The 26,565-nt window shown below is 66.6% G+C and carries 26 protein-coding genes and 4 pseudogenes; 12 read left to right on the forward strand and 18 right to left on the reverse strand.

Annotation, left to right across the window (positions count from 1 at the left end; genetic code table 11):
• Positions 1–105: 105 nt before the first annotated feature.
• The 3 genes and pseudogenes from QF031_RS18375 to QF031_RS18385 all read left to right on the forward strand — a co-directional run bounded on the left by QF031_RS18375 (position 106) and on the right by QF031_RS18385 (position 2,151).
• Positions 106–1,111 (forward strand): annotated as a pseudogene (locus QF031_RS18375) (aldo/keto reductase).
• 137 nt (positions 1,112–1,248) lie between these two features.
• Positions 1,249–1,773, forward strand: a complete 525-nt coding sequence (locus tag QF031_RS18380) for a DUF488 domain-containing protein (RefSeq protein WP_307431517.1) — start codon at positions 1,249–1,251, stop codon at positions 1,771–1,773.
• An 81-nt stretch (positions 1,774–1,854) separates the two neighbouring features.
• Positions 1,855–2,151, forward strand: coding sequence for a DUF3040 domain-containing protein (locus QF031_RS18385; protein ID WP_307431521.1), 297 nt, complete (start codon positions 1,855–1,857; stop codon positions 2,149–2,151).
• On the opposite strand, the gene QF031_RS18390 is transcribed toward QF031_RS18385, so the two are convergent.
• The 3 genes and pseudogenes from QF031_RS18390 to QF031_RS18400 form a co-directional block, all read right to left on the reverse strand.
• Complete coding sequence (locus tag QF031_RS18390; protein WP_307431524.1) at positions 2,062–3,174, reverse strand: DMT family transporter; 1,113 nt, start codon at positions 3,172–3,174, stop codon at positions 2,062–2,064. The two genes, QF031_RS18385 and QF031_RS18390, sit on opposite strands and share 90 nt — an antisense overlap.
• On the reverse strand, positions 3,171–3,791 hold the full coding sequence (locus tag QF031_RS18395) for a TetR/AcrR family transcriptional regulator (RefSeq protein WP_307431527.1): 621 nt from the start codon (positions 3,789–3,791) through the stop codon (positions 3,171–3,173). The genes QF031_RS18390 and QF031_RS18395 overlap by 4 nt, the downstream gene beginning before the upstream one ends.
• 173 nt (positions 3,792–3,964) lie before the next feature.
• A pseudogene (locus QF031_RS18400) lies at positions 3,965–4,478 on the reverse strand (zinc-binding dehydrogenase); the annotation flags it as partial.
• Between the two features lie 456 nt (positions 4,479–4,934).
• Between QF031_RS18400 and QF031_RS18405 the strand changes: the two are divergent.
• The 5 genes and pseudogenes from QF031_RS18405 to QF031_RS18420 all read left to right on the forward strand — a co-directional run bounded on the left by QF031_RS18405 (position 4,935) and on the right by QF031_RS18420 (position 8,872).
• Positions 4,935–5,411, forward strand: coding sequence for a hypothetical protein (locus QF031_RS18405; protein ID WP_307431530.1), 477 nt, complete (start codon positions 4,935–4,937; stop codon positions 5,409–5,411).
• A gap of 122 nt (positions 5,412–5,533) precedes the next feature.
• Positions 5,534–7,063, forward strand: a pseudogene (locus QF031_RS18410) (glycoside hydrolase family 15 protein); the annotation flags it as partial.
• Between the two features lie 8 nt (positions 7,064–7,071).
• Positions 7,072–7,302 carry a glycoside hydrolase family 15 protein gene (locus QF031_RS21500; RefSeq protein ID WP_370874536.1) on the forward strand — a complete coding sequence of 77 codons (231 nt, stop codon included), beginning with the start codon at positions 7,072–7,074 and terminating at the stop codon, positions 7,300–7,302.
• 73 nt (positions 7,303–7,375) lie between these two features.
• Complete coding sequence (locus QF031_RS18415) at positions 7,376–7,675, forward strand: DUF4193 domain-containing protein (protein ID WP_141158469.1); 300 nt, start codon at positions 7,376–7,378, stop codon at positions 7,673–7,675.
• A gap of 126 nt (positions 7,676–7,801) precedes the next feature.
• Entirely contained in the window at positions 7,802–8,872 is a 1,071-nt protein-coding gene (locus QF031_RS18420; RefSeq protein WP_307431536.1) for a quercetin 2,3-dioxygenase, read from the forward strand.
• 151 nt (positions 8,873–9,023) lie between these two features.
• On the opposite strand, the gene QF031_RS18425 is transcribed toward QF031_RS18420, so the two are convergent.
• From QF031_RS18425 to QF031_RS18445, 5 genes are read right to left on the reverse strand one after another with little or no spacing between them, the layout of a single operon-like run.
• Positions 9,024–9,734 (reverse strand): DUF3500 domain-containing protein, encoded by a 711-nt coding sequence (locus QF031_RS18425; protein WP_307431539.1) that lies wholly within the window; start codon positions 9,732–9,734, stop codon positions 9,024–9,026.
• The gene (locus QF031_RS18430; RefSeq protein WP_307431542.1) at positions 9,715–10,260 is read right to left on the reverse strand and encodes a DUF3500 domain-containing protein; all 546 of its coding nucleotides are present in this window, start codon (positions 10,258–10,260) and stop codon (positions 9,715–9,717) included. Before QF031_RS18430 ends, QF031_RS18425 begins: the two co-directional genes overlap by 20 nt.
• Complete coding sequence (locus QF031_RS18435) at positions 10,238–12,025, reverse strand: FAD-dependent monooxygenase (RefSeq protein ID WP_307431545.1); 1,788 nt, start codon at positions 12,023–12,025, stop codon at positions 10,238–10,240. Before QF031_RS18435 ends, QF031_RS18430 begins: the two co-directional genes overlap by 23 nt.
• On the reverse strand, positions 12,025–12,906 hold the full coding sequence (locus QF031_RS18440) for a fumarylacetoacetate hydrolase family protein (RefSeq protein ID WP_307431549.1): 882 nt from the start codon (positions 12,904–12,906) through the stop codon (positions 12,025–12,027). The genes QF031_RS18435 and QF031_RS18440 overlap by 1 nt, the downstream gene beginning before the upstream one ends.
• 57 nt (positions 12,907–12,963) lie before the next feature.
• Entirely contained in the window at positions 12,964–13,866 is a 903-nt protein-coding gene (locus tag QF031_RS18445) for an alpha/beta hydrolase (RefSeq protein WP_307431552.1), read from the reverse strand.
• Between the two features lie 162 nt (positions 13,867–14,028).
• Between QF031_RS18445 and QF031_RS18450 the strand changes: the two genes are divergently transcribed.
• A complete protein-coding gene (locus QF031_RS18450) occupies positions 14,029–14,406 on the forward strand; it encodes a TipAS antibiotic-recognition domain-containing protein (protein WP_307431555.1) in 378 nt (125 codons plus the stop codon).
• A gap of 48 nt (positions 14,407–14,454) precedes the next feature.
• Here the strand turns inward: QF031_RS18450 and QF031_RS18455 are convergent, their stop codons facing one another.
• The 7 genes and pseudogenes from QF031_RS18455 to QF031_RS18485 all read right to left on the reverse strand — a co-directional run bounded on the left by QF031_RS18455 (position 14,455) and on the right by QF031_RS18485 (position 22,144).
• On the reverse strand, positions 14,455–15,450 hold the full coding sequence (locus tag QF031_RS18455) for a bile acid:sodium symporter family protein (RefSeq protein WP_307431556.1): 996 nt from the start codon (positions 15,448–15,450) through the stop codon (positions 14,455–14,457).
• A 109-nt stretch (positions 15,451–15,559) separates the two neighbouring features.
• Positions 15,560–17,132: pseudogene (locus tag QF031_RS18460) on the reverse strand (acyl-CoA synthetase).
• Positions 17,133–17,139: 7 nt separating this feature from the next.
• The gene (locus QF031_RS18465; protein WP_307431559.1) at positions 17,140–18,465 is read right to left on the reverse strand and encodes an MFS transporter; all 1,326 of its coding nucleotides are present in this window, start codon (positions 18,463–18,465) and stop codon (positions 17,140–17,142) included.
• A gap of 107 nt (positions 18,466–18,572) precedes the next feature.
• Positions 18,573–19,028 carry a MaoC family dehydratase gene (locus QF031_RS18470; protein ID WP_307431564.1) on the reverse strand — a complete coding sequence of 152 codons (456 nt, stop codon included), beginning with the start codon at positions 19,026–19,028 and terminating at the stop codon, positions 18,573–18,575.
• A gap of 53 nt (positions 19,029–19,081) precedes the next feature.
• Positions 19,082–20,311, reverse strand: a complete 1,230-nt coding sequence (locus QF031_RS18475; protein WP_307431567.1) for an acyl-CoA dehydrogenase family protein — start codon at positions 20,309–20,311, stop codon at positions 19,082–19,084.
• 1 nt (position 20,312) lies between these two features.
• Complete coding sequence (locus QF031_RS18480; RefSeq protein ID WP_307431570.1) at positions 20,313–21,203, reverse strand: amidohydrolase family protein; 891 nt, start codon at positions 21,201–21,203, stop codon at positions 20,313–20,315.
• A 2-nt stretch (positions 21,204–21,205) separates the two neighbouring features.
• The gene (locus QF031_RS18485; RefSeq protein WP_307431573.1) at positions 21,206–22,144 is read right to left on the reverse strand and encodes an SDR family NAD(P)-dependent oxidoreductase; all 939 of its coding nucleotides are present in this window, start codon (positions 22,142–22,144) and stop codon (positions 21,206–21,208) included.
• Between the two features lie 134 nt (positions 22,145–22,278).
• Between QF031_RS18485 and QF031_RS18490 the strand changes: the two genes are divergently transcribed.
• Positions 22,279–22,746 carry a MarR family winged helix-turn-helix transcriptional regulator gene (locus QF031_RS18490; RefSeq protein ID WP_307433493.1) on the forward strand — a complete coding sequence of 156 codons (468 nt, stop codon included), beginning with the start codon at positions 22,279–22,281 and terminating at the stop codon, positions 22,744–22,746.
• An 86-nt stretch (positions 22,747–22,832) separates the two neighbouring features.
• Here the strand turns inward: QF031_RS18490 and QF031_RS18495 are convergent, their stop codons facing one another.
• Positions 22,833–23,264: a hypothetical protein gene (locus QF031_RS18495; protein WP_307431576.1), complete on the reverse strand. Its 432-nt coding sequence runs from the start codon at positions 23,262–23,264 to the stop codon at positions 22,833–22,835.
• A 293-nt stretch (positions 23,265–23,557) separates the two neighbouring features.
• Positions 23,558–23,794: a hypothetical protein gene (locus tag QF031_RS18500; RefSeq protein ID WP_307431578.1), complete on the reverse strand. Its 237-nt coding sequence runs from the start codon at positions 23,792–23,794 to the stop codon at positions 23,558–23,560.
• 242 nt (positions 23,795–24,036) lie between these two features.
• Between QF031_RS18500 and QF031_RS18505 the strand changes: the two genes are divergently transcribed.
• Positions 24,037–24,480 carry a TetR/AcrR family transcriptional regulator gene (locus QF031_RS18505; protein WP_307431581.1) on the forward strand — a complete coding sequence of 148 codons (444 nt, stop codon included), beginning with the start codon at positions 24,037–24,039 and terminating at the stop codon, positions 24,478–24,480.
• Between the two features lie 323 nt (positions 24,481–24,803).
• Here the strand turns inward: QF031_RS18505 and QF031_RS18510 are convergent, their stop codons facing one another.
• On the reverse strand, positions 24,804–25,142 hold the full coding sequence (locus QF031_RS18510) for a hypothetical protein (protein WP_307427501.1): 339 nt from the start codon (positions 25,140–25,142) through the stop codon (positions 24,804–24,806).
• A gap of 233 nt (positions 25,143–25,375) precedes the next feature.
• Between QF031_RS18510 and QF031_RS18515 the strand changes: the two genes are divergently transcribed.
• Entirely contained in the window at positions 25,376–26,227 is an 852-nt protein-coding gene (locus QF031_RS18515) for an SAM-dependent methyltransferase (protein ID WP_307431584.1), read from the forward strand.
• The last annotated feature ends 338 nt before the right edge of the window (positions 26,228–26,565 follow it).

Genomic DNA, 26,565 nt, shown 5'->3' on the forward strand with positions numbered 1-26,565 from the left:
CGACGAAAAGCGAAGGACTGAGGCGGAAATCCGGAGCGGCCTGCCGAACCTGGGTAACCTCATGACGATCCAAGGCACACGGCAACCAGATGGAGGAGACCGCAGATGAGCCTGACCGAACTGCGGGTGTTCGGACGGTCGGGAACCCCCATCAGTCCCCTCACCCTTGGCACCATGAACTTCGGCGAAGGAACCGGCGCCCCCACCGGCGCGGATGAAAGCATCCGCATCATCCATGCCGCGCTGGACGCCGGGATCACGGCGCGAGTCCGAGCAGGTGGTGGGCCGGGCCCTCCACGTCCGCCGGGACGACGTCTTCCTGGCCGCCAAATTCCACGGCCAGATGAGCCCCAACCCGGCACACTCCGGCAACTCCCGGCGCTGGATCACACAGGCCGTGGAGGGCAGCCTCCGCCGGCTCCAGACGGACCGGATTGACCTGTACCAGGCGCACAGGCCTGACTACAACACCGACGTCCTGGAAACCATCACCACGCTCAATGACCTGATCTGCCAGGGCAAGATCCTGTACTACGGCACCTCGGTGTTCACTCCGGCGCAGCTGGTGGAGGCGCAGTGGCTGGCCACCACCAACCACCTGATCCCGCCGCTGGGCAACCAGGTTCCGTACTCCATGCTGGTCCGCGGCAACGAGCGGGACGTCCTGCCCATCGCCCAGCAGTACGGCCTGGGAGTGCTTGCGTACGGCCCCCTGGCAGGCGGCTGGCTGTCGGGCAGCTTCCTCCTTGAATCAGGCACACCGCCCACGCGCGTCCACCCCCTGCCGGGCCGGTATGACATCTCGGGGCCGTCCAGCGAGCGGAAGCTGCTTGCCGCGGATCCGTTGGCCCGGCTGGCCGACAAGCTGGAGTTGTCACTGGTGGACCTGGCCGTGGGCTTTGCCCTGACTCACCCCGCCATCAGCAGCGTGATCATTGGGCCGCGCAGCGAGGAACACCTCCACGCCTACCTGCGCGCGGCGGACGTCCGGCTGGGCGAGCCAGTCCTGGATGCCATCGACGATCTGGTGCCGCCGGGCACCAACTTCGTGGAACGGGACGCGGGCGCCATCGTCCCGTCCATCGAGTTCGCGGAATTACGACGGCGGTAGCCGGCTTTCCGGGGGGCCGGATCCAAAGTGCGGGGCACCAAGGTGCGGCGGCGCCCAGGCGGCCGGCCCCAGGAAGCCGCGGTCCGCCGTCGTACCTTGCCTAAGCCCGCCTCATCCGCCTGCCTATGATGGCTGGGATGGAAACCCTGTTCACGATAGGTCACGGCACCGCCTCCCAGGAGGACTTCGCGGCGCTGCTGCTGAACGCGGGGGTAACGTCGCTGGTGGACGTCCGGATTGGGCCGGGCAGCCGCAAGCATCCGCATTTCGGCAAGGACCTGATGGCGGAATGGCTGCCCGACGCGGGTATCGGTTACCGCTGGGAGAAACGGCTGGGCGGGTTCCGGAAGCTGCTTCCGGATTCTCCGGATACGGCCCTCCGCAATGATTCGTTCCGCGCCTATGCCGGTTATATGCGTACCGAGGAGTTCCTGGCCGCCGCTGCAGAGCTCGTTGCCGGCTCCCAGGCGGCGCGGACCGCGATCATGTGCAGCGAAACCGTTTGGTGGCGCTGCCACCGCCGGCTCATCGCCGACCATTGCCTCCTGCTGGCCGGCCTGCCCGTCGAACACCTGATGCCACCGGGCAAGGCGGTTCCCCACGCTCCCACCAAGGGCGTGCGGGTGCTGGGCGATGAGCTGCGCTATGACGCCGCCGAGTGACGGCCTGCGCTATTGACTAACCGGTAGAAGGCTCCTACGGTCAATACCGATACCGCCGCCCAGGGAAAACAGGGGCCTGCCATGCCAATGTCCAATGAGGAACGACGCCTGCTCAAAGAGCTGGAACTCGGACTGATCGCGGACGATCCCCACCTGGCCATGGAGCTGCTGTCCGGTTATCCGGCCCGGCGTTTCCCGGCAGGCCTGCTCCCGGGGATGGCAGTGGCGCTGATCGGCGTGGTGCTCATTGTTGCTGGCGTGGGGCTTCCGGCGCCGGGCGCGGTGGTGCTAGGGGTTCTGCTGCTGGGGCTGGGCGCCTGCCTGCTGCTGGGCTCCACTGTGTTGGCCCGGAGCGCCGGGAGGCAGCCCACCGGGTAAGGGCTGCGACGTCGCGCGGAGCCTCGATTCCGGGCGCTGCCGGGGCCTTTTCGGCCGCGGCGTGAGGATGAACAGGCTGGCCAGGACGACGGCGGCGCCAAGCCAGCCAAGTGCCGGGAGCCGCTCGCCCACTACGAGCACCGCCAGGACTGCAGCCACCACGGTTTCCAGCAGGGAAATGCTCGTTGCCGTGCTCGCCCCGACCCGGGCCAGGCCCCAGCCGAACAGGAGATACCCGGCGAACATCGGGACCGCTGCCATGTACGCCCCAACGCCTGCGTTGCCCCAGGATTCCAGCAGCGGGCCGCCGGTCACAGCAAGGACCGGCATCAGGAGGAGTCCGCCCAGCCCGAACACCGCACCCATGGCGGCCCTGGTGGTGAGTCCGTTGCTGGTCAGCCGGTGCGCCGCCCAGGAATACAGGGCATAGGTGGTGCCGGCCAGCAGCCCAAGGAGGATCCCCGCCGTCGACATCCATTGATCCGCGCCCGGCCCGGAAGCCGCCGCCATGCTTCCTGTGGAGGCTGTTCCTGCGGACTCGGCTCCTGCCGGGGCGTGGCCGGCAAGGGACAACAGTGCCGCCCCGCCCACACCCAGCAGTGCGCCAAGGATCCATTGCCGGCTCAAGGGCTTCCGGTCAGCGAAGCGTTCGATCAGGGCCGCCGCTACCGGGGCCGAGCCGATGGAGACAACCGTTCCCACGGCCACGCCGGACAAATGCATCGAGCTGTAGAAGGCCAAAGGGTAGACGGCTACCGCCGCGGCGCCAAGTGACACCAGCCGCCACCGTTGGAGCAGCGCGCCTGACTGGACCGCGATGTGCCGGGTTGCGTAGAGGGCCTGCAGCAGGCCGCCCAGCCCCATTGCGACCGCACCGATGGCCAGCGGGCTCACGGCAGGGGCGAACGTGGCAGCCGTACCGGTGGTTCCCCAAAGGATCGATGCCGCCACCACGGCAAGGGCACCCCAGAATTGGGCCTTCGGGTTGTGTTGTGCGCCCGGGTGGTGTTGCGCGCCGCTCACAGGGCGTCCAGCAGTTGCCCGGCGATGAGCCTTGCCTCCTGCAGCGGGGCATCGTTCCCCTCCAGGCCGGCCCTGGCCATGGCACCTTCGAGCAGGAACGACAGGTGCGCGGCAATTCGTGGCGCCCTTTGCTCCTGCCGCGGCAGCAGTGCGGCCACGTGGGTGGCAAGAAGTTGCTGCACCTCTTCCTTGTGGCGGCGCACTGCCTCCCTTCCGGGATCGCCGGCTGGCAGCTCAGCGGCGGCGTTCAGCAGCCCGCAGCCCCGGAACCCGTGCTGGTAGGCAAAGTTGGCATGGTCCAGATAGGCGTCGAAAACTGCGAGAACCCGTTCGCGCGGGGTAGCCGCCTTTTCCAACCGCCTGCGGTAGAGCCCAAGCCATTCCTCGTGCCGGGCCTCCAGGTAGGCAGCCACCAGCTCGGCCTTGGAACTGAAGTTGTTGTAGAGGCTCTTCTTGGCCACGCCCGCCTCAGCAGTGATGGTGTCAATTCCGGTGGCGGCGACACCGTTGGCGTAGAAAAGGCGCGCGGCCGCCTCAAGCAGCAGCTGGCGGGCAGGGCGTCGGGCTGGCGTGGAAACACCAATTGGAACGCTTGCTGGAACGCCTGCAGCGGACATCGCCACTCCCCAAGTAGTAGTAGGTAGACCAGTCTACCTACCAATACGGGACGGGAAAAGTTCCCGGCTGCTCAACCTGCCGGGCCTGTGGTTCCACGAGGATCTCCAGCGGCTCGGAGACGTCCCTCCCAGCGTGCGGTTCGTTCGGCTCCGGTTCCTTCAGCCCCCTCGCCGAAGCTGAGGAGCACCTTGCCGGAGCTGGTGGAATCCTTGGCCACTTCGAAGGCGTGCAGGGCATCCGCCAGCGGGAACTGGTGGGTGATGACGGGCTCGATGTGCAGGGAGCCATCGGCGAGGGCGGTGATCACCTGATCGATTTCGTCGTTGAAGCGGAAGGAGCCTTTGAGGTCCAGTTCGCGGGTGATGGCCAGGGAGATGGGCACCGGTTGCTTGCCGATGGGCAGCAGCCCCACCATCACCATGGTGCCGCCGCGCACCGGCGCCCTGGACGGCGGAGGCCAGACCATGGTGGCTGCCGGAGGATTTGATCACCACGTCGGCCTCCACGGCGGCGATGGCTTCAGTGTCGGCGGCGTTGATGACTTGGTCAGCGCCGACTGCCTTGGCGATTTCCAGCGGCTTGGGGTGGAGGTCGACGGCGGTGATCCTGGCGGCCCCTGCCCGCTTGAGGACGGCGACGGCGAGGGCCCCGATGGGGCCGGAGCCGATGACCAGGGCAACACGGCCCGTGAGATCAAAAAGCCCTGTCATGTCGTGACTGCTTCCCTTACGTCGTTGTTCAGTCTTACCGGCCTCATCAGAACGGACCCCCTGGACGGGCTTCGCCGATGGGCCGCCTCGGCAAGTGCCTCGTATCCCCAAGAGTTTAGGGACCAATCACTCCGAGGCTGGGACGTTCTGCATTGCGGCGTAACCATCCTTGCCGACGCGGAACGGAAGGTGCGAGGAGGGAACCGCCAAGAGCGGAATCCGGAGGCGCAGGATGTGCGGCTGCCGTCTCCGCAGCTGGCCACGCCCGTCGTGACCAAGCCAGCCGAGGCAAGCAGCCGGCACTCTTGACATCGCGCGCCTTTCGCTTCTAAATTCAAGATATACTTTTTTAGAACGAGGCTCCGATGCTGTATTCCAACTACCCCTTGAACATAACCCTGGCCTTGCTGCCCACAGGTTGGGCGGCGTGAGATGGACTGGCAGGGATGGGGACTTTTCGGGCTCCTGGCCACCACGGTGCTGACCATCATCATGATTGCGGCCCAGATGGCCGGGCTGACGCGGCTGGACCTGCCGCTGGTGCTGGGCACTCTGGTGACTCCCGATCCGGACCGCGCCCGCGTTGCCGGCTTCTTCATCCACCTTGGCGTGGGGCAGGTCTTCGCCCTCGGATACGCCGCGGTGTTCGCCCTTCTGGGCAGGGCGACGTGGTGGACCGGCGCACTGCTGGGCCTGCTGCACGTGGCGGTAGCGCTGACGGTCATCCTTCCGCTGCTGCCCGGCCTGCACCCCAGGATGGCCTCCACCCGCGCCGGCCTGGCCACAACGGCCGTGCTTGAGCCGCCGGGGCTGCTCGGGTTGAACTACGGGATTCAGACGCCCGCCGTGGCCATCGTGGCGCACGTCGCGTACGGCGCTGTCCTGGGACTTTTGCTGAGGGCGCTATGAGCATTGCATTCGAGCGGAAGCGCCCGCCGGCGGCAACCGCAGCACATACGGCAAACCCGCAGCCCGCCGTCGGGCCCTCCCCGGCCTCACCCTGGCAACCCTCCCCCATCGCCGACTACAGCATGATCGGTGATACCCGCACGGCCGCGCTGGTGTCCTCACAGGGGTCGCTGGACTGGATGTGCGCTCCGGCGTTCGACGGCGAGCCTGTGTTCGGCGCCCTGCTGGGCGGAAGGGAGGCAGGGCAGTTCCTTGCCGGGCCGGCCGGAGCCGCACAACTGCTGAGCCGCCGTTACCGCGGGCACACAGCAACGCTGGAAACAACCTGGTCCTCCGACGGCGGCCTGCTGACATTGACCGAAGCGATGGTGGCCGAAGTATCGGGTGCCCTGCTGCCCACCACGCTCCTGGTGCGGCGGCTCACCGCGCACTCAGCCCCGGTAGCCGCCGTCGTGCGTTTTACTCCCCGCCTGGGTGAAACCCACCGGGTGCCGCGGATCAGCAGGCGGGCACGGGACCTGGTGTGCGAATGGGGTCCGCTAGCCGTGTCGTTGGGCTCCAGCGAGGGCTGCCCGCTCCCCGACGGCGAGGAACAGACGCTGGTGGTGAAACCCGGGCACCCGGTGACCCTGGTCCTGGCCGTTGCCTACGGCGAGCCCCTGATCCACGTGGATCCCGAGGCGGCCTGGAACCTGGTCCTGGGTGACGAGCAAAAGTGGGAAGCCTGGTCAGAGGAGGTGGACAGCAGCATCCCGTTCCGTGAACAGGTCCTGCGGAGCCTGCTTACCCTGCGGCTGCTTACCTACTCACCGTCGGGCGCACCGGTAGCCGCGCCCACCACGTCGCTGCCGGAGAATCCGGGCGGGATCCGGAACTGGGACTACCGGTTCGCCTGGCCGCGGGACGCCAGTATCGGTGTGGCAGCCTTCCTGCACGCGGGCAAGACAGATGTGGCCTTGAACTTTTTTGGCTGGCTGCTGCACGCGAGCCGGCTGCAGCGGCCCCGGCTTCCGGCGCTGCTCACGCTGTCCGGCCGGGCGGTCCCCCGCGAGCGCGAGCTGCAGGGCTGGCCCGGCTACTCGGGGAGCACGCCGGTGCGGACCGGCAACGGTGCGGCAGGGCAGCATCAGCTCGACGGTTACGGCTGGGTGCTGGACGCAGCCTGGGTGCTGGTGCAGGGCGGCCACCGGCTGTATTCGGAGACGTGGCGGGCCATGCGGGGGTTTGCGGACATGGTGGCCGACTCCTGGCCGGCACCGGACGCGGGGATCTGGGAGATCCGCGATGACGCTGCCCACCACGTCCACTCCAAACTCATGGCGTGGCTGGCCCTGGACAGGGCGCTCCGGATCGGCTCCACCCACCATCTGGGCCACAGGCAGCGCCGCCGTTGGGAGTCCTCTCTTGAGCGCCTCAGGGCGGAAATCCGGAGCAGAGGCATCGACCCTGTGCGGGGAATCTACACCCGGACCTACGGGTCGGCGGACCTGGACGCGGCCCTGTTGGTCCTTCCGCTGATTGGGCTGGAAGACCCTGCGGCAGGGATTGTCCGCCGGACCGTTGATGCGGTCCGGACCGACCTGGGCGCGGGCGGGCCCCTCCTGTACAGGTATCCGCCCGGGCAGGACGGACTGGAGGGCGGCGAAGGTGCCTTCCTGCCGTGCTCGTTCTGGTTGGTACAGGCGCTGGCCCTGACGGCAGGGGCACAAAAGCAGAGGAAACATTCCGCTCGCTGCTGGACCTCGCGTCTCCGCTGGGGCTTTTCAGCGAGGAGCTGGACCCGGCCACCGGTGCGTTTCTCGGCAACTACCCCCAGGCCCTCACCCATGCCGCAATGGTCCAGGCCGCGCTCGCTTTGAGGGACAGCAAACCGACCGGGCACGGGAATTAGTTGCCCCCGCCCTGCGTTGTCGATCTGTTCAGAACAATCTGGACATCATCAGCTGGACAGGAGAACACACCACATGTCAGTTGACTACGACGCTCCGCGGGTGGCTCCCGAGGAAGAGCCGAACGTCGCACTGGAGGAGCTGAAGTCCGACAAGTCCGGACGCCGGGAGGCTGCTCCCGACATGGACGAGACGGACCTCGCGGACAGCTTTGAACTGCCCGGCGCGGACCTCTCCAACGAGGAACTCCTCATCCAGGTGGTTCCGGTGCAGGCAGACGAATTCACTTGTATGTCCTGCTTCCTGGTCCACCACCGCAGCCAGTTGGCGCGTGAGAAGGACGGCAAGAAGTACTGCAAGGAATGTGAGGGCTAGCAGGGGGACGACGGCCGGCCAGGTTCGGTTTCAACCATTGAAATCAGGGCTCGTGGCCGGAGCAATGGACGGCCATGATGTAGGTCACGCTCCGGCAAGGGCCGGCCGACTGGAAAGAAGGAAACCATGTCCCTCAGCGTTGAGGAAATGAACAAGCAGCTCCCGGTGGCCAACGCGCTGCCCGGAGAGGCAGTCCCGTATTACATGGCGTCGGGCGAAGGCGCACGCTACGAAATCAACGGCCAGTTAGTCACGGTCATCGCCCGCGCCGCCGATACGGGCGGCATCTTCAGCGCTGCCTATATTTCCGGCGGCATGGGGGCCGAATCCCCCTTTGTCAGCCACAGCATCGAGCACAAGACGCTCTACGTCTTCGACGGGATCCTGCACGTCTGGCTTCCCGGCGAGAGCAGGATCCTCACGCCGGGCGACTCGGTGGTCATCCCGCCGAACACCCCGCACGCCTACCGCATGGCCAGCCACTACACCCGCTTCCTGAACTGGATGACGCCCGGCGGCGGCGAAAAGTACTACGAGCGGGTGGGCACGCCCATCGATTCGCACGTCCCGCCCGTCCGCCCCGGGCACGTGGCCAGCCTGCGGGAGCAGGCCGAGGTGGGTGCCGAGTTCGGCATCACCTTCCCTGACCTTGAGCGCGTGGCGCCTTCATTCAAGCACGACGCCGGCCTGCCGCCTTCACAAAGCCCGTACTTCCTGAGTGCCGGCGAGGGTGAGCGCATGGTCAGCTACCAGACCATGTTCACCTACCTGTCCCGGCCCGCCAACACCGGCTCCAACTACTTCGCCGTGCACACCAAGGGCGCCAAGACCCCCTACATCCCGCTGCACTTCCATTCGGAGCACACGGAGAACTTCTTGTGCACCGAGGGCCGGATGTGGCTGTACGCCAATGGCCGCGAGATGCTCCTGACCAAGGGTGACTTTGTGCACGCCCCCGCCGGGACCATCCACTCCTTCGCGCTGGATGCGCACAACACCCAGATGGTGGGGTTCCTGACCCCGTCCGTGTTCAACGGGTTCTTCGAGTACTTCAACGAACCCACGGAGGACTACATGTACACCGAGGGCGGCGAGCCCTACATGGACATGGAAGGCTTCGGCCGCGCCCAGGCGGAGATGGACCTCACGGTGGTGGGCCCGCCGCCGCAGCGCCGCGCCGCGCTGGACATCCCGTAGCCGGCACCCACGCAACGAAGGCCCGGACTTCCGAAAGGAAATCCGGGCCTTCCGTGGTTCAAGGACCATCGAGTGCTGAGTAAATGTCGTTCTGACGCCCCAAAACGGCGTTTTCTCAGCAATCGATGGTGGGTGGATGGATGGTGGTGGGTCAGGGGGTGGCTTGCTTGACGAGTTCGCGGCCGTAGTCGTTGCCATTGGGGGTGCGGACCACGGTGTGCATGTGGAACGGGGCCGGCTGGTCGTTGCTGAGGAACACTCCGGTGTGGTGGTCCAGTTCCAGGATGACCACGGGGCTCTGCAGCCGGAAATAGAACGCTTCCTCCCCTTCCCAGCCACCAATCCAGCTGATGAAGGTTTCCTCATAGTGCTCCTGGATTTCCCGGCGGCGGGCGGCACGTGGCCCGTCGGGCAGGTAGGCAATGAAGTCGTCCACCACCGCGTCCAGCAGATCCCGGGCACCGGCGGGCAAGTCGGCCACCCGGATGCCCTCGTACGGGATCACCCTGTTGTCCTGGAAGCAGCCGCCCAAGTGGCGCTCATCGCCGGGATGGAGCCGGCCTTCCGGCATCGCCGGATCCACCATTGACGCGAACACGACAGCGCGTGCCCCCAAGTCAACAGGCAGCGCCGCCATCAACTGCCGCGCCAGGGCGATGCGCTCCTTGAACACCTTCACGCCCCGGTGCGGGCCGGCGTCGATCATGTCCGGTTCGGCGCCCATGAACACCGGTGAGATCACCAGCTGCGTGCCCGCCACCAGGCAGTTCAGTGCCGCGTGGTGGCCAAAGAGCTGCCACCCCCACGGATCGGTCTCGGACGGGTCGCCGTAAAGCGCGAAGTTATAGCTGAATTCGTTCATGAGCAGCGGGCAGCTCCACCAGGTCGCCCAGGAAGCCGTTGATCCGCATCAGGTTCCGCACCAGCTCAAAACCGGCGGCGCTCAGCGACGCCTCCACCACGCCCAGAACTGCATCCCGGACGGGCGGCTCCAGTTCATCCAGGCGGAGGCCTGTGTCGTGCTGCAGAAACTCGGGGTTGGCCCAGCTTTGCCACTCCGGTGCGTCCACGCGGTAGCGAAGCTTCCTTGCCTGGCCGCCATCCACAGCACCCAGGAGCTTGCGGGCCGCGGCGGCCATCGCCGCCGTGGGCGCTTCCTCCCCGGGCCGCGCCGGTGCGAGCTTGTACAGGCCCTCCCGGCGGACGCCGTCGTTCGTGATGCCGGTGAACGGCTGCGGATACAGCTTCCGCCAGCCCTCGATCATTGGCCCCGCAAAGGCGTCAGTCTTGGCTGCTTCGGCATACTCCCGGGCATCGAGCCCCCGGATGTCCGCCACGCGTGGGTGGCCGGGGGCGTACAGGAAATCACGGAAGGACGGCGTCGACACGGGTGCTCCTGGTCTCGATGGAAGGTGCGGTTTCTTCAGGAATTTCGGTGTGGAAGCCAGACGCCCAACCAACAGCCACGGACAGGGCCGCTGCCGCCTCCGTCGCCGAGTCACCCCGCCAGGCCACGTGCTGGTCCGGGCGGACCAGCACGGCGCCGGCGCCCCATAGCTGCGAAAGGGGTGTCCCGTCCTCGGTTGGCCCGACGGCGGTGACGGTCACCGGAATGCCCTGCCGGGCAGCTGCCGCGAGGACCGGGGCGAACGCCTCGCCGGCCGGCACCCCTGCCAGCGACCCGGCGTCGACCAGCAGGCTGAAGCCGGCCCCCAGGGCGCTGTACAGGGAGAAGGAGTCTGCCAGCCAGGCGTGCGGCAGCAGGGCACCCGGGGCAGCGGACGGAACGTAAAGGATGGGGTCCTCGTCCGGCACCGGCAACCCGTCCGGCACCACCACGGGCGAGCCTTCGTAGGCGTAGCCGAGCACCAGGCCCAGGGAATCGAACTCGCTCTGCTTCACCGCCAGGGCCGCATGTGCCGTCTGCCGGGCGGCTTCCCCGGCAGGGCCGGCCGCCACCAGGTCCGGATCTGCGAAGTGGTAGGCAAGCGCCTTGCCGTTCGCTGCGGCGTCGCGGATGGTGCGGGCTGCCACCGGCCGGCGTTCCGCCCCGTAGCTCGCAAGGAGTCCCGGCCCGGCCCAGCCGTTGATGGTGGCGGCGAGCTTCCAGGCCAGGTTGGCGGCGTCGCCGATGCAGGTGTTGAAGCCATGGCCGCCCCACGGCGGGTTGAGGTGGGCGGCGTCGCCCACCAGGAAGACGTTGCCGCGGCTGTATTCCGGGGCGAGCAGCATGCGCGCGGTCCAGGGGTCGGTGGCCACAACGCTGACGTCAATACCGTCGTGGTCATCCGTAGCGCCGATCAGCGAGCGGACCATCAAACCAGCATCGTCAGGGGTGACAGTGGCGGCGGGGTCAACGCCCTGGATGATCGCCCACCACGTGCCGTCAAGGTCCATCGGCCCCACCATGCCGGACGTCTCCGAACCCACCACCCAGTACTGCACCGCTGGGTCCAAAGAGATAGCCGACGCCAAAGACTCCGAACGGAACAGGATGCTGATGTTGGACAGCGCCGCGGACCCGCCCTCCAGTCGCAGGCCCAGGCTGCGGCGCACGGCGGAGGACCCGCCGTCGGCCCCGATGACGTACTCCGCGGCGATGGTGCGGGAGGCCCCGAAGGAATCAACGACGACGACGGCGTACGGCGCCGCGGCTGCCTCACCTTCAGTGCAACCGACCTCAGTGGCGGTCCAGCCGGTCACGAAGGTCACCAGCGGATTGGCCGCGACAGCGTCCCGGAGCACCTCCTCGAGGACGGGCTGGGGGACCTGCTGGCCGCACTCGGGTTGCGGACCGTAGCGGCCCGGTACCAGCTGGAAGGCGTTGCGGAACCGGCGCAGTTCGTGCGCCGCCGGCCCGGTGAGGCCCGTGCAGAAGATGACGTCCTGCGCGTAGCCGACCGGGAGCGGTGCGGCTTTACGCAGTGCGTCGGCAAGGCCCAGGCGGCGCAGGTGCGTCATGGTGCGGGCATTGGTGGTCTTCGCGCGCGGCCGGGTGGGGTCAACGGTGGTCCGGGGTTCGATGACGGTGCTGGGGACGCCGCGGGACGCCAGGTCCAGGGCCAGGAACAGTCCGCTGGGGCCGCCCCCGGCAATCAGGACCCGCGCCTTTTCAGGAATGTCCGCGGCGGTGGTGGAAGGGAACGTGGTCATCAGGCACGGCTCCGGAGCGAAATATCACCTACGGGTGTAGTCAGGATGCCGAGCTTCTCGATCTCCACCTCAACGGTGTCGCCGGGCTGCAGCAGCCACTGCGGGGTGCGGGCGTACCCCACGCCTTCCGGGGTGCCCGTGGCGATGACGTCGCCCGGGTGCAGCGTAAAGGTCTGGCTGATGAGCGCGATGATGGCCGGGACGGAGAAAATCATGTCGCGGGTGTTGCCGTTCTGGGCTTCAATGCCGTTCACGCGAGTGCGGACCTGCAGCCCGTCCCGGAGGTCGCCCACCTCATCGCGGCTGACCAGAGGACCCAGCGGGCCGCTGAAATCGCCGTTCTTGCCCAGGGTCCACTGCGAGGTGAGTTTCTGGGCCTTCCGCGAGGTGAGGTCGTTGAAGGTGGAGTAGCCAAAAATGGTGTCAGCAGCGCCGTCCTCATCAACCGATTCGACCCGCCTGCCGATGTAGGCGGCCACCTCGCCTTCCCAGTCCAGGCCGGCCTCGCCTTCCGGAACCGGGACGGGAACGTTGCCCACGGACAGCGACGCCGTCCAGCGGGCAAACAGGGTGGGGTATGGCGGCAGTTCCTGGTCCTTGAAGCTGCCCTCGGCAACGTGCGCCTTGTAGTTCAGCCCCACGCAAATGACGCGCGCCGAAGCCGGGACGAGCGGCACCTCGGTGACGCTGCCCCGCTCCAGCCAGGCACCGGCGTCGAACGCTTCCTGCTCCGCTGCGCCGGCAACCAGCGTTGCGGCCTTATCCTGCCAGCCTTCGGCGTCAGCCCAGAATTCGGTGACGGAGGCGAGCGGGAGGACGCGGGAGCCGGCGAGCGCCGCGGCCCAGGGTTCGCCGTTGTGGGTGATGCCGATGAACTGCATGGAAGGCCTTTCAGGTCTGTTCCCGGGCGCCTGTTGTCCCGGACAAGTGGTGGAAAATCAGTGCTGATCCGCTTGGCGGCGGAAGAAGTCGATGGTGGCAGCGGTTGCCTGCTCCGCGGCGGCGCTGCTGCCGTCAGGTGTGGCCCACATGTGGTCCGCGTCCTCCAGCAGGAGAAGTTCGACGGCGGCTCCGGCGCCTTCCAGCGCTTCGGCGAGGCCGGTGGACTGGGCCACGGGGACGAAGCGGTCCGCTGTTCCGTGGATGAGGAGGAAGGGCGGCGCGTCCGCGTGTACGTAGGTGAGGGGGCTCGCGGCCCTGGCCTTGTCCGGTGCGTCCGCCGGCTGCGCGCCGATCAGCAGGGATTCGCGGGAACCGGGATCATCTGCGCGCACCACGGCGTCCGGCCGGGCCTGTTCGCCCATGCGGAGCAGGTCCGTGGGCGGGTACCAGGCCACGACGCCGGCAACCTGGTCGTCGACCTCACTGCCCTGACCGCCGACTGGGCCTGCAAAATCCGCTGCTCCAGCCGTCAGGCCCAGGAGGGAGGCGAGGTGTCCGCCGGCTGAGTCTCCCCACGCGAAAATCCGCTGCGGGTCCACGCCGTAGTCGGCAGCGTGGGTCCGGAGCCAGCGGACTGCTGCCTTGGCGTCCAGCAGTTGGGCCGGGAAGGTGGCCACGCCCGTGAGCCGGTAGTCGGCGGAGGCCACCACAAAGCCGGCATGAACAAGCCGCTCGATGGGGGTGAGGCCGAAGCCGTCCACCACGGGTCCCAGGGACGACCTCTCCCCCGTTCGCCAGCCGCCTCCATGGAAGTGGATGACGGCAGGCCTGCTCCCCTGCTCCGGACCTTCGGCGTCCTCCGCGGGAAGGTAGAGGTCCAGCAGCAGTGGCTCCGCGTTCTGTACCCTGGCGAACTCGACCCCCCGGAGGATCTGCAGTGCCGTCGTCGTTGACTCCATGTGTGCCGCGCCGTTTCTTTGCCGTACTGGTCTCTGCGCGGCACGTCATGCGGTCCGCGTCCATGCACTCAACTTTGGGTCATGGACGGGACCGGATGCGCTGCTGGTTTCACTGAATGAAACTGGTTCGGCGAGCACAGCTTCCGGCGAGGACTTTGTCCTATGTTTGAGAACTACTTCACTGAGGACCAGCGCCGGGAGCTCGATGCGCGGCGTGCCCAGCTGGGACAGGAGGCCATGGAGGAATCACGGAACGAGTGGGTGGTCCTGGTGGAGGAGGGCCTGCGCCAGGTGGACGGCGGTGTCCCCGCCGCCCGCCCGGAAGCGCGGGACCTGATGCGCCGCTGGGACGAGCTGGGCTCCCGTTTCCACAGCAGCGAGGGCACCAAGGCGGCCGCCCGCACCTTGTGGAGCGAGAACAGCGCCGAACTGAGCCAGGCGCTGCCCTGGACCGCTGACCAGCTGCAGGCACTGATGGCACACCTGCAGGAGGCCCGCGGCGCCGCCCAGGACGCCCCGGCCGGAGGGAACGCCGGCTGAGACCGTTTCCCCTCAGCAGGCGCTCCCTCTCAGCCGGCAGCCGTACGTTTAGCGCTTGTCCTGCAGGGGCCGCCGGGCCAGCCACGCGGCCACGATGGCGCCGGAAATGTTGTGCCAGAGGGAGAAGACGGCGGACGGGAGCGCGGCCAGCGGGGTGAAATGGGCGGTGGCCAGGGTGGCGGCCAGGCCCGAGTTCTGCATCCCTACCTCGAAGGCGAGGGCGCGGCGTGCTTTGTCGTCCAGGCGGCCCAGCTTGCCGGCAAGGTAGCCAAGGCCCAGCCCGAACCCGTTGTGCAGCACCACGGCGAGGAACACAATGGCCCCGGCCTCAATGATCTTGTTGGCGCTGCCGGCCACCACGATGGCCACGATCAGCGAAATCACGACGGCGGACGCCCACGGCAGCGCGGGCAGCACCTTCGCGACGAGCTTCTTGAGGAACAGCCGGGCAAGGAGGCCGGCCACCACCGGCAGCAGCACGGTCTTGACGATGTCCAGGACCATGCCGGCGGCGTCGATCTGCAGGTACGAACCGGCCAGGAACAGGACCAGCAGCGGGGTGACGATCGGGGCGATCAGGGTGGAGACTGAGGCCACCGCCACGGAGAGGGCAACATCGCCCTTGGCCAGGAAGGCCATGACGTTGGAGGCCGTGCCGGAGGGTGCGCAGCCCACCAGGATCACGCCGACAGCCAGTTCCGGCGGGAGGTTCAAGGCCCCCGCGATCAGCCAGCCGGCCCCGGGCATGATGATGTAGTGGGCAACGATCCCCAGGGCCACCGCCCACGGCCGTTTGGCCACGGCGGCGAAGTCCGGCGGGGTCAGGGTCAGGCCCATGCAGAACATGATGATGCCCAGCAGGTAGGGGACGCTGGGGGCCATGGGTTTGAAGGCTCCGGGAAGCAGGAACCCGAGGATGCCGGCAACGACCACCAGGATGGGGAACACCGTCACGGCGATGCGGGCAATCCTGCTTTCCGCCTCGAGCGCGGGGTTGACGGGTGTCCCGTCCGGGGACTTCTGGGGTTTAGTTGCCTCAAGCATCCAATCATGGTGGCACTGTCCTATAGGATCCCGCCAATTGATGACCGTGAACGGTAACAACGGCAGAACCCCCAGGTCCCCGCAAGCTGGACCGTGGGGAAGTCCTCCGTCAGAGCTGCTTACGGAGCTCCATCTTGCGGATTTTCCCGCTGGCAGTTCGGGGCATGTCCTCCACCACCACCAGCGACTTGGGGATCTTGTAGCGGGCCAGCCGCCCGTCAAGGAAGCTCCGCAGCTGCTCCGCGGTCAATGATTCGCCCTCGCGCAGCGTGACAATCGCCTGGGGGACCTCGCCCCACTTGTCATCCGGGACGCCGATGACGGCCACGCTGCCCACGGCGCCGTGCTCGGAGATGACCGCTCACCTCCGCCGGGTAGATGTTTTCACCGCCGGAGATGATCATGTCCTTGAGCCGGTCCGAGACGAACAGGAAGCCTTCCTGGTCCCGGTAGCCCATGTCGCCCGAGCGGAACCAGGACCCGTCCGCGTAGCTGGCAGCTGTCGCCTCCGGCCGGTTCCAGTACTCCTTGATGACGTTGGGGCCGGAGATCTGGATTTCCCCCACCTCGCCCGGAGCCACCGCGCCACCCATGGGATCGGCGATCCGGACGTCGGTGAAGAAGTGCGGCAGGCCCGCCGAACCGGCTTTCTCCCTGGACCGGTCCACGGGGAGCATGGTGACGCCGGGAGCCGTTTCGGTCATGCCGTAGCAGCTGGTGAAGCCGATGCCGCGGTCCTCGTACGCGTCCAGGACCCGGCGCGGAATGGCGGAGCCCCCGCAGGTGAGCTTGTCCAGGGAGCTGAGGTCCGCGGTTGACCAGCCTGGGTCTTCGCAGAGCAGCTGGAACGTGGTGGGCACCCCGTTGAGGGTGGTCACGCTGTGCTCCCGGACCAGGTCCAGGACCCGGGCGGGATCGAATTTGGCCTCCAGCACCACGGTGGCGCCCTTGAGCAGCATCGGCAGCAGCCCCATGTCCAGTGATGCGACATGGAACAGCGGCGAGATCATCAGCGCCACGTCGTTGCGGTTCAGGTCCATGTCCACGATGGTGTTGATGCAGTTCCACGTGATGTTCCCGTGGGTCAGCAGGGCACCCTTGGGCTTGCCCGTGGTCCCCGACGTGTACAGGATCATTGCGGCGTCGTCGTGCCCCACCGCCACGTCCAGGTGGTCCGGCGCTGCTGCCTGCAGCGCCTCCCCGTAGGGTTCCACGATGCAGCTACCGGGGGCGGAACGTCCGACGGCGGCGGGTGACGTGGGGGCGGAAGGTTCCGTCCCGTCGTCGGCCGCTATGACCAGGCGGTGCGTCACCCCGGTGCCTTGCACTGCGGCGGAGGCGGAGGCCTCCAGGACTCTGGCGTTGACCAGGAGCCGGGCTCCGGAATCCTGAAGCTGGAACTGCAGCTCGGGCGGGGCGAGCCGGGTGTTCAGCGGCACGAAGATGGCGCCCAGGAGGCCGCAGGCGAAGAACGTCTCCACGAAGGAGGGATGGTTCTCCCCCAGATAGGCCACCCGGTCCCCCTTGGCCACTCCCCGCTCGCGGAGCGCGTTGGACAGGCGGTCGGTCCGTTCGGCGAGCTCTTCGTAGCTCAGCGTGCCCGCTGCTGACAGCAGGGCCGTCTTGGTGCCCGACTTCCGGCGGCGGCGCTGCAGCCAGGAGCCAACTCCGTTGTTGTCCATGGTTCTCCTAACGGACCGTGGTGAGGTCGTTGTTCTTAGATTCCCGCGTCAGGGCGATGAAGACAATCGAGACCAACGCCATGACGGACAGGAACACCACCACCGGGAGGATGTTCTGGCCGGAGTCCTTGTAGAGGCCGGCGATGATGCCCGGGGTGAAGCCGGCGCCGATGAGCGTGGCCAGCTGGTAGCCCACGGCGGCACCGGTGTAGCGGGAGGTGGTGCCGAATTGTTCGGACACGAACGCTGCCAGCGGCCCGTAGAGGGAGGAGTGCAAAATCAGCGCCACCGTGAAAGCCACGAACACCATGGCAACATTGCCCGAGCCGAGCATGCCGAACATCGGGAAGAGGTAGGCGATGAACAGTGCCAGGCCGGCGATCATCACCGGGCGGCGGCCGAACCGGTCGGACAGGCGGCCGCCCAGGAGAACGAAGACGATGGAGATGGCCGAGGCGCCAGCGAACGCGTAGAGCACGCCCTGCTGGGGTGCGCCCTTGGACACGGCGTAGGTCACTGAGAAGGTTGGCAGCACCACCTGCAGGCCGAACCCGGCGGCCCCGGCGAACATGATCATGATCAGTGCCTTGGGCCGGCGGAGTACGTCCAGCAGCGGGATTTTGCGCTTGGCACCCTGTGCCTCTTCCTTGGCCACTGCCTCGGCGAAGATGGGGCTTTCGGAAACCCGGAGGCGGACGAACATGCCCACGATCAGGAGCACGAAGGACAGCAGGAACGGCACGCGCCAACCCCAGGCCAGGAAGGCATCCTGCGGCAGGGCCGAGAAAGCGCCCATCACCAGGGTGCCCAGCACTGCGCCGGTGGGGGCACCGGCGTTGACGAACGATGCCGCGAAGCCGCGCCGCTTGGGGTCCGAGTGCTCCAGCGCCATGAGCGCGGCCCCGCCCCATTCACCGCCGACGGCGATGCCCTGGCAGACCCGCAGGAGCACCAGGATGACGGCGCCCCACGGACCGATCACGCCGGCGCCCGGAACCAGGCCGATGAGGGTGGAGGCGATGCCCATCATGGCCATGGAGATGATCAGCATCCCCTTGCGGCCCAGCTTGTCACCGAAGTGGCCGAAGATGATGCCGCCCAGCGGCCTGGCCACGTATCCGGCGGCAAAGGTGGCGTAGGCGGCGACGACGCCCACCCATTCATCCGTGCCGGCGAAGAAGACCTTGGGGAAGGCCACTGCTGCGGCCGTGGCGTAGAGCAGGAAGTCGTAGAACTCGATGGTGCTGCCCAGATAGCTGGACAGGATGACCGTGCGCGCTTCCTTGCGCTTGGCGGCCGTGCCCGCAGGTGCGAGCGTGGTGTGTCCGGACATGGCTGTTCCTAAGGACGGAGGAATGTGGGGTTTTTGGGGTTGCCTGAGGCGGCGGCGCCGGGGCGCGCCGCCTGGGGTTTGGAACTGTTGTTCCTTCTAGGTGCGGCTTACTTGTAGAAGCGGGCGAGGAATTCGGCCACGACGGCCGGACGCTCCTGCCCTTCGATCTCGATGGTGGCGTTGACCTTGATCTGGGCGCCGCCCTTGACTTCCGTGACGTCGGCGATGGTGGCCTGCATCCGGACCTTGGAGCCCACCTTCACGGGAGAGGTGAAGCGGACCTTGTCCAGGCCGTAGTTGACCTTGGTGGTGACGCCTTCGACGTCGAACAGTTCGCCCCAAAACGGGATGATCAGGGACAGGGTGAGGAAACCGTGGGCGATGGGTGCGCCGAACGGACCGTCCTTGGCGCGTTCGGGGTCGGTGTGGATCCACTGCTGGTCGTCCGTGGCGTCCGCGAACTGGTTGATCTGGTCCTGGGTGATCTGGCGGTAGTCGGTGGTGCCGAGGTCCTTGCCGGACAGGGCGAGCAGGGTGTCGAAATCGACGACGAGATTGGGCATCATTGCCTCCTGGGCTGGTGTGTGGTTGCGGTGCTGTGTAGGTGTCGCGGGGTTTAGCGGGTGAAGGCGCTTTCGCCGGTGAGGGCGCGGCCAATGATGAGGGCGTTGATGTCGTGGGTGCCTTCGTAGGAGTACACGGCCTCGGCGTCGGCATGGAAACGCGCCACGTCGGTTGCCAGGGTGATGCCGTTGCCGCCCACCACTTCGCGGGCCAGGGCTACGGTGTCGCGCATGAACAGGGACGTTTGCATCTTGGCCAGGGCGGAGTCCTGGTCGCGGTAGATGCCTTTTGCCTGCTGTTCGGTGAGCCTGACCACCAGGGACAGGCTGGCGGTGACATTGCCCAGCATGCGGGCCAGTTTCTCCTGGACCAGCTGGAAGGAGCCCAGGGTGCGGCCGAACTGCCGGCGTTCATTGACATAGGCGAGGGCGGCCTCGAAGGCGCCGGCGGCGATGCCGGTGGCGATCCAGGCCACGTCCGAGCGCATAGCCCGGAGCATTGCCGCCACATCCCGGAAGGAGTTCACGTTGTGCAGGCGCATGGCCTCGGGGACGCTGACACCGGTGAGGGTGATGTGGGCGTTCTGCATCATCCGCAGCGAGATCTTGCCGTGGATTTTCTCCAGGCTGACGCCGTCGGCTGTCCGGTCCACGAGGAAGGCCTTGACCTGCCCGTCCGCGGTGTCCCGGGCGAACACGGCCAGGACGTCAGCGGTGGCGGCGCCGCCGATCCAGCGCTTGGCACCGTCCAGGATCCAGCTGCCGTCGGGCTGCCGCCTGGCCGTCGTGGACAGGCCGCCGGCGATGTCCGATCCGGACTCGGGTTCGGTCAGCGAGAACACGCCCTTCATCGAGAAGTCGATAACCTTGCGCATCCATTCGGCCTGTTGTTCCTGCGAGGCACCCACCCGGATGGCGGTGCGGAACAGGCCCGCTTGGGCGGTGTACCAGGTGGCCAGGGACGCGTCCGTGCGGGCAAGCTCGAAGATCCGGAAGCCCTGGTAGATGCCGCGGGCCGGGCTGCGTTCTGCACCCGCGGCGCCAGTGAGTTCGGCTGGTTCCATGAGGTCCAGGTCGATCAGCGGCCGGGCGAGCTGCTCCGGAAACTCGCCGCGTTCCCAGTACTCGGCCAGAAGCGGCCTGGCTTCAGAATCGAGGAAGGACCGCAGCCGGGACAGGACCTGGCGCTCTTCGGGCGTGAGGAGGGACTCGGCGTCATACCAGTCCGCTGCCTCGTAGAGCCGGGCAGCCAGGGCGGCCTCCGCCGTCGTCAACGTGCCCATCTCAAACCCCCAGCCCGAGGAGGCGGACCGCGTTGTCCTTGAGGATCTTGGGCCGGACCTCGTCCTTCAGCGGGAGGTCCGCGAAGGCGCCGAGCCACTTTTGCGGGGTGATCAGCGGGAAGTCGGTGCCGAACAACACCTTGTCCTGGAGGTAGGAGTTGGAGGCCTTGACCAGGGATTCCGGGAAGTACTTGGGCGACCAGCCGGAGAGATCGATGAAGACGTTCGCCTTGTGCGTGGCGATCGAGTTCGCCTCATCCTGCCACGGCACCGAAGGGTGGGCCATGATGATCTGCAGGCCCGGGAAATCCGCGGCCACCGCGTCCAGCAGCAACGGGTTGGAGTAGGCGAGCTTGATGCCGTACCCGCCGGGCAGACCCGCGCCCATGCCGTTCTGGCCGGTGTGGAAGATGGCCGGCAGGCCCAGTTCCTGGAGGGTTTCCCAGAGCGGGTAGAAGCGCTCATTGGAGGGGTCGAAGCCCTGCAGGGACGGGTGGAACTTGAAGCCGCGCGCGCCGAGCTCGATGGCCTGGTGCTTGGCGCCGGCGATGGCGTCCTCACCGGTGCGCGGGTCCACGCTGCCGAACGGGATCAGGACGTCATTGTTCCGGGCGGCGCCGGCGATGAGTTCCGGGATGCTGTTGGGTTCGTGCTTGAGCTGGGTGCGGGCGTCCACGGTGAAGACGACGGCGGCCATGTTCAGTTCGCGGTATACCTCGGCGATGCGGTCCAGGGAGGGGGTGCGGTCCTCGGCCTTGAAGTACTTGGCCGATGCCTCAGTCAGTTCCTCCGGCAGCGAGCCGTGGCCGCAGCTGTCCACTTCGAGGTGGACGTGCATGTCGACGGCGTCGAGTTTCGCGGGGTCGATGCCCAGTTCGTAACGGTCAGGCATGATCAGCGGGCCTGCGCCGGTTCGGGCTGCAGTTCGGCGGGCAGGGGCAGGAATTGTTCGCCGTAGCTTTGAAGGGTGTCCTGGTTGAACAGCTGGCCGGCCTTGTCCCGCAGCGCCTCATAACTCCAGCCGCCCTCGCGGTACTCGGTGGTGGCAGCTTCCGGGTGGGTCCAGACCTGCAGGCGGTCACCGCCGGCGCCGATGGCCTGGCCGGTGATGTTGGCTGCCTCGTCGGAGGCGAGGAAGGCAACCAGCCCGGAGACGTCGTCGGCCGTTCCAAAGCCCAGGTCGTGGCGGAAGAAGGACGGCATGGCCTCACCGCGCTCCTCCGCCTCCACTGCCTTCTGGAAGTAGGGCACGGTCTTGGTCATGGCCGTGGCGGCAACCGGGATGACGCTGTTGACCGTCACGCCGGCCTTTTTCATTTCCAGCGCCCAGGTGCGGACCATGCCCACGATCCCGGCCTTGGCGGCGGCGTAGTTGGTCTGGCCGAAGTTGCCGCGCTGGCCCGTGGGCGAGCCGATGGTGATGATGCGGCCGGCGACATTGTTTTCCTTGAAGTAGGCGTAGGCCTCGCGGACGCAGGTGAAGGTGCCCTTGAGGTGGACGTTGATCACCACATCGAAGTCCTCGTCCGTCATCTTTAGGATGCTCTTGTCCCGCAGGATTCCCGCGTTGGTGACCAGGATGTCCAGCCGGCCGAACGCGTCTACGGCTCCGGCCACCAGGGCCTTGGCGGCGTCCGTGCTTCCCACCGGAACCACCACGGCGGTGGCCCGGCCGCCGTCCTTTTCGATCTGTGCCACAGCCTGCGCAGCGGTGTCGGCGTTCACGTCGTTAATGACGACGGCGGCACCCTGGCGGGCCAGTTCCCTTGCGTAGGCGAGGCCGAGGCCCTGCCCGCTCCCGGTGACGATTGCAACCTTGCCGTTCAAGCTCATGGCCTGCTCCTTCGCATGCGCCGGCCGAAGCCGTTGGGGTGGTCCCACTGCGGTGTGAGATCCTTGTTGGAATCAATGAAATTACGAATCATTGAAAAAGTCAACGATTGTTTTTTACCAGTACCGGAGTTGTGATGGCCACCTTGGGCACCAAAGTTCAGACCCCCCGCCTTGCGGCAGCCCGGATCGGCAGCGATGTGGGCCTGCTGCTCGCCAAGCTGCATGCCGCCGGCTCGGTACTGAACAACAAGGCACTGGCCGACTTCGGGCTCCGCGAGCGGTCCTTCTCCGTTCTGACGCTGGCGTGCAGCGGGCTGGAGCCCACGCAGCGGGAACTGGCGGATTTCCTCAGCCTGGACCCTAGCCAGGTAGTCACGCTGGTGGACGACCTGGAGCACCGCGGGCTGGTGGAGCGGGCGCAGGGCAAGCAGGACCGGCGAGCCAAGATCATCGTGTCCACCGCCGAGGGGCGGAAGATGCACACCAAAGCCCGCGCGGCCCTGGACGTAGCTGAAATCGAGCAGCTGGCCGGCCTTTCCGACGAGGAGTCGCAGGAGTTGAAGCGGCTGCTGCGCAAGGCGCTGTGGGGCGCGGCGGAGTAGGCGGCTGCCTTTCGGGCTACTGGCACCCGGGGAACGGCCTTCCCAGCAAGCCCGAACGGCACCACCTCAGTCCCGCCTTGGGTGTCTCAGGGCACCGGGATGTCTTCCTGCCGGCCGACCGGACTTGTCCGCTGGGTTGCAGCTCCGAGAGCACTGATGAGGCAGAGGGCTCCGGCGGTGATGAAGGCGACGACGAAGTTGGTTGTTTCAATGAGGGCACCGATGACCGTTGATCCGAGGGCCTGGCCTAGAACGAGGCTGATGAAGAGGATTGAGGTCCCTGCAGCGCTGTTCGCCGCCGCGAGTGAGGCCCAGATAATGAGCACTGAGGTTGCTGCTGTGTAGGCGAGGCCGAAAAGTCCTGCCGCAGCGAGGCTGATCGGCGGGCTGGTCGGGACCAGGGCGAATGCCACTGTTGCGGCCGAGGTCGCACCTACGGTTATGCACCAGGTGGTCCTGACGGAGTGCTGGGCGAGCCAGGGTGCCAGGAGGAGCGCGGCGGAGCTGCCGGCACCCAAGGCCATCCATACTGTCGCGGATGTTTCGACTGGTATTCCGCCGTCGTCTTGGAGGAGTGAGCGTCCATGTGCCCAGAGGGCTGCGCTTCCGATCCCCAAGACGAAAGCTGAAACGATTGGCCAACTCAGACCCCGAGCACTGCGTACTCCGGTACCTGCTGGCCTTTCGCTGTGAAGCGCAGTATTACTAAGCCCTTTGGCGTGCGAGGTGTCGGAGCGCAGGACGCCAATCATGGCGGTGAAAGTGAGGACGGCAATGAGGATCCACGCTGCGCGCCACCATGGGCCCAGCACTAAGGCAGACCGCCGGCGGCGACGACCCCGAAACCGGTGCCCGAATTCACGATCGACTGAAGTTGGGCTCCCCTGGCCGTTGCCGTATTGCGTTGGACGAGTTCCACCAGCGCAGGTGATGCGAATCCCGCCCCCATTCCTGCCACCAGGACAGCGAGCGCGAAGAAGATCGCTTCCTGAGCGGCGGCGATGCCGACACTTCCAAGGGTTGCGGTCGAGCCCGCGAGAATGACCATGAAACGGGGGTGACCGGGCGCGCACCGGAAGCCGAGGGCAGCTGAGACGCAGTACGTGATCGACGCGCCGGATGAGAGGAGACCGGCGATGGTCGAGGTCAGCGCGAAGGACTAAGAGAAGGAGGGAAGGAAGAGCCCGTACCCGAATCGGGCCAGACCGTAAGTGGCGGCAATCAGCGCAACGGCAGACACCGCGAACATGAGCGTGGCTGCTGACCGTCTGGTCTGTAACGAGCGTTTCATTGAAGGAAGGTCTCATCGTCGAGGCCTTGCGGCGTCGCCTGACGCGCTGGGACCAAGACTGGCAACGGGAAGTCAGTAATGCCGCAACAGCGGAGGACAAACTACTCGCGGTTTTCCCTGCCCTGGCCCGGTATCGGTCCGGGCCTGCAACTCCCCGCTGGTGCGCCTTCCTCAGTGTGGCGGCAGAGTCGCCCCACCCGAGTCAGCTACTCGATGAAGCTCTGCGCAGTGACACGGAACTGCTCATTACGCGTCTTCACCAGCTCGCCATCCCCGTTGTCGGTACAGGTGAGGCACGCGCTCTGGCTGAACGCCTGGCCCTGATCCTGACCGGCGTGCTGGGGATGATGCTCAGGGCAGCGGATCCTGACAAGGTGATCGCTGACGGGTATGCCACGGCCAAGACCATCGTTGAAGCAACCACGGCCTCCACCGCCCCGTGAGCCCTATCTACTGGTGGACCTCCACGTAGAAAGCAACCAAGTGCCCCGGCCAGTTCCCAAATCTCTCAAGTCCCAGCTTCCGAGTCGTTGAGGTTTGAGCTCGCCTTTACCGTCACCATTCCGCGTAGCGTATATGGCACCTTCACCGCGCAATAATTCGGGCGGGGTATACGGGACACCGTGAACTGCAGCTCCATTAAAGCGCAGGTCAGCACCGGGTTGTCCCGATAGAGGACCGGCTTACGAACGCTGGTGGCTCGCTGTGATCGCTGAGCGGCGATGTTGGCCTCCGCGAGACGACAGGGTCGAGGTAGATAAGGTTCCTATTTGTATTGCCTTGAACCTTTCGGCCGCCGTCGCCACCCGGGTCGTTGACGCAACTCGGCCTGCGCGTGGGCGAGCAGGAGTTGAGTCTCGCGAAGAAGTTCTAGCGACGTCTCTTGAATTTCTCGCGACGCATCCGTCGCCGCTTCTGCCTTCTCTGCCGCACGGCCGGGCAGGAGAAATTCGATAAGAAGCGTTGCTGCGGTGCCGAGCAAGACGCCTGACAGCACCAGTAGGAATTGCGCCATGGATCGCACCTTGGGAACGGTCCAGCGGACGACGAAGCCGTAAGCGATTGCGGGGAGGCGAGCTATCCGCTGATCCAGGTTGTCAGCCACCCACGGACCCTTGGGACGAAGGGAGAATTGCACGACCGCGACCCTTCCGATGTCGTTTAGGAGGACAGACATCGTTTGCTGGTCAGGGGGTCTGCGATGCCGTTCTGCGTCGAGTGGAGACCTCGTGAGGGCACAGGCCAGACCCTCCCTCCTGCCGGAGGAGGGCAGGTGACGGGGTGGTGGGAGCAAGCGCTTACTTGACGGCTCCCCGAAATCCGCTCAAGATTGCGTCCATGGGCGACTCGCACGAGGAAATGCTTCGCCACTACGAGCCGGGCGGACTTCTGCCGCGAATCGTGGCGGGGTTGCAAGCTCTCGGCAAGGACCTGGACTCGGTCACGCACGAAGATCTCGCGCCGGCCGACGAGTTTCACTCCGCGGGACGTTCGGCCACGCGCGCATTGGTGGAGCTTGCAAAGATTCCGCCAGGATCGCGAGTGCTCGACGTGGGCAGCGGGTTGGGCGGCCCGGCGCGTTACCTCGCCGCAACTTTGGGTTGCGACGTGACAGGCATCGACCTCTCGCCTGAATTCTGCGGGGTGGCCAGCGCCCTTTCTCGGATGACGCGGTTGTCCGATCGCACCCGCTTTCAGGCGGGTGATGCCCTGGAGCTTCCGTTCGCCGCGTCCAGCTTCGACGTGGTGTGGACGATACAAATGCAGATGAACATCCGGGACAAGCGCCGCCTGTATTCCGGAATCGCCCGGGTACTCAGGCCGGGCGGGCTGTTCGTCTGCCAGAAAATCTGCGCGGGGAACGGTGAGCCGATCGAGCTTCCGGTCCCATGGGCGAGCCGCCCCAACCAGAGCCACCTGGCCGATGCGGAATCCCTCCGCGGGTTGATCCGCGGTGCAGGTCTCCTCGAGCGCACCTGGCGCGACATTACCGCCGACGTCGTGGCGGCGCGCAAGGCACAGCAGGCGAAGGCGCAAGCGTCGGGTGCGAACGGCTCCGGCGCCCCTCCTCCGCTTGGAATGCATCTCGTGCTGGGAGAACAGGCAGCCGTCAAGATGAGTAACTCCGGGCGCAACATCGACGCCGGGCGCACGGTGTTCATCCAGGGCGTATTCGGCAAGCCTGGCTAGTGGTCCGATCCGATGATCCCGCTGGAAAACTCTGTCGAAAGCACGGGCGCGGCGAATCTCCATTGATCGTCCGGTCAAAGGGCACATTCGGTCACGACGACCGAAATTCGCCCGCTGAGGGATCGGTCAGCGGGCGCTGTCTAGGAGGGACTGCGACTACGCGACCTCGCGTTCGAGCTGACCAGGTTGCACGAAAAGTCGCACTTGATGTGTGTTCTACAGGTGGATTTGTTCTCGCTACCTTTTGCGCCTATCACGCAAGCAGAGCCTGGGGCGAACTCAGGCGTCGGACAAAGCAAATTCCTGAAAGCGAAGCGGTGGAGCACAAGCAGGCGGTT

The organism is Pseudarthrobacter defluvii, from assembly GCF_030816725.1.
Lineage (GTDB): Bacteria > Actinomycetota > Actinomycetes > Actinomycetales > Micrococcaceae > Arthrobacter > Arthrobacter defluvii_A.